The organism is Acinetobacter sp. YH18001 (assembly GCF_013416975.1).
In the GTDB taxonomy this organism is placed as follows: Bacteria; Pseudomonadota; Gammaproteobacteria; order Pseudomonadales; family Moraxellaceae; genus Acinetobacter; species Acinetobacter pseudolwoffii.
The window spans coordinates 1-1797 of sequence record NZ_VPEU01000122.1 but is presented as its reverse complement, the minus strand read 5'-3'; the positions used below and the strand labels follow the sequence as shown (position 1 = coordinate 1797).

Annotated in this window: 2 protein-coding genes; both read right to left on the bottom strand. The window is 30.8% G+C overall.

Going from position 1 to position 1797, the window contains the following annotated elements; all coding sequences use genetic code 11:
* Window positions 1-64: 64 nt before the first annotated feature.
* Window positions 65-970: a hypothetical protein gene (locus FTV48_RS14680; RefSeq protein WP_180000769.1), complete on the bottom strand. Its 906-nt coding sequence runs from the start codon at window positions 968-970 to the stop codon at window positions 65-67.
* The gene (locus FTV48_RS14675) at window positions 963-1580 is read right to left on the bottom strand and encodes a glycosyltransferase (protein WP_180000768.1); all 618 of its coding nucleotides are present in this window, start codon (window positions 1578-1580) and stop codon (window positions 963-965) included. Before FTV48_RS14675 ends, FTV48_RS14680 begins: the two co-directional genes overlap by 8 nt.
* Window positions 1581-1797 lie beyond the last annotated feature (217 nt).

Here is a 1797-nt window from a genome sequence, read left to right as displayed (position 1 = left end):
TTGAACTCAATCCCGATACTTTGAAAAGCTAAAAAGCAGAGCCTAAACTCTGCTTTGGGTCGATTTAGCTGACGTATTCAAAACTGTCATCATTGTCAGCTTCATCATTTTCAATCTGAATTAAAGGATCAAAGGAATTTTGTCTCTTGCGACGTCTTTCTGTATAGTACTCGCCTAAATACGTATCACCAATAATATTCATTACAACATTAGATTTATTCAATTCTGTATTAATTTCAATATTTGCTATTACATCTAGAGGTTGATTAAGTAGAATTCGCTCAATAACAGAATCCTGTTGAAATACTTGATTAAGCCCTTGACTTATAATGATGGTAAAAGTATTAAAACTAGTTTGATGCCAAGCAATTGATACATTCAAAAAACTAAAAAAATATGTGATTTTATTTAAATCTAGTAAATAGGTATTTGCGAAAAAGTTTTTCCCTTTATAAAATATTTTACTTAAACTAAGTACATTTTTATAAAAAGGATTAATACGAGTAAGGAGTATTGCAATCACTTCAACATCTTTTAAGCTATACACTTGCTTTAGTTTAGAGTTTGATTTACCTGATAAATTAAGTGCACAACCTTGGTTTAGGCCATATTGTAATATTAAATCATTAAAATATTCACTCATTTTCTTTTGTGTTTTTATATAGACATGGTTTGCCAATAAAAATAACGAGTCTACACCTGCTGTAACTTTAAAATTACTAAGGACTTGTAATAAGCTAATTGTGTCTGTTCTTTGATAACCAACTACTCCCTTACCTTTCTCTTTCAGCGCGATATCATTAACCTCTATAACATCATCAATGCTGATTTTTCGACTTTCCAGTAGATCAAAGACTATGTATAGTACAAAAAGTGGCCCCAACCCCTGATTTAAGTTATTAAAATCAATATTATTCGCATACGAATAATCAGTTTCTTGTTCATTTTTTTTTACAATGACATTAAACATTGCTTAATTCCAATAAATGGTTCATCCATTTTTGTTTATTTAATTCAAGTGAATATTTTTTAGCAGACTCTTTTGCATTATCTCGCATAACATTATTTAAAAGAGTCTTCTCTATCGCTAATGCTAATGCTTCAATATCCCCATCTTCTACTAAGTACCCTGAATATTCATCTTCAATTATTTCATTAGGGCCATATTTGATGTCATAAGCCACCACTGGGGTACCCACAGCTAAACTATCTAATATCCCTATACAAAACCCTTCAAGGGTGCTTGTCACAACAGATACCGTTGCTTCAGCGATATGGTCTAAAATATTTTGTACATAGCCTTTAAAGTGAACATTTTTCTCCAGTTGATGATCAAGGACATATTGTCTGATTTTTTTTTCATATACAAAGTTATCGCGTGCGTCACCAAAACCATATAGATCAAGTTGAATATTTGGGTAATCTTCTTTTAATAACTCAACCGCTTCAATAATATGATGTAACCTTTTTTCAACATAGTATCGGCCAACAGAAATAATCCTGAATCGATTTTCTAGTATAACCTCCCCTTGATGATCTTGAGTTTCTGAATAAGCAGGTGGAATTACCCATATCTGCAAATCCCTCCCAAAGCGCTCTAATAAGTCTTTTTTTTGTTGGTCAGTTGAACAAATAAAACCGTCAAACTTATCTTTATTTCCTAGAGAAAGCTGATACTTTGTTTAAGCATATCTATACCTTTAATAATAGTTAAAGTGGCAAAATCTCCACTAAAAATTGATGTTTCTTAATTTTATCTTTAAATAACTTTATGATTTAGCTTAAATAATTGATTTA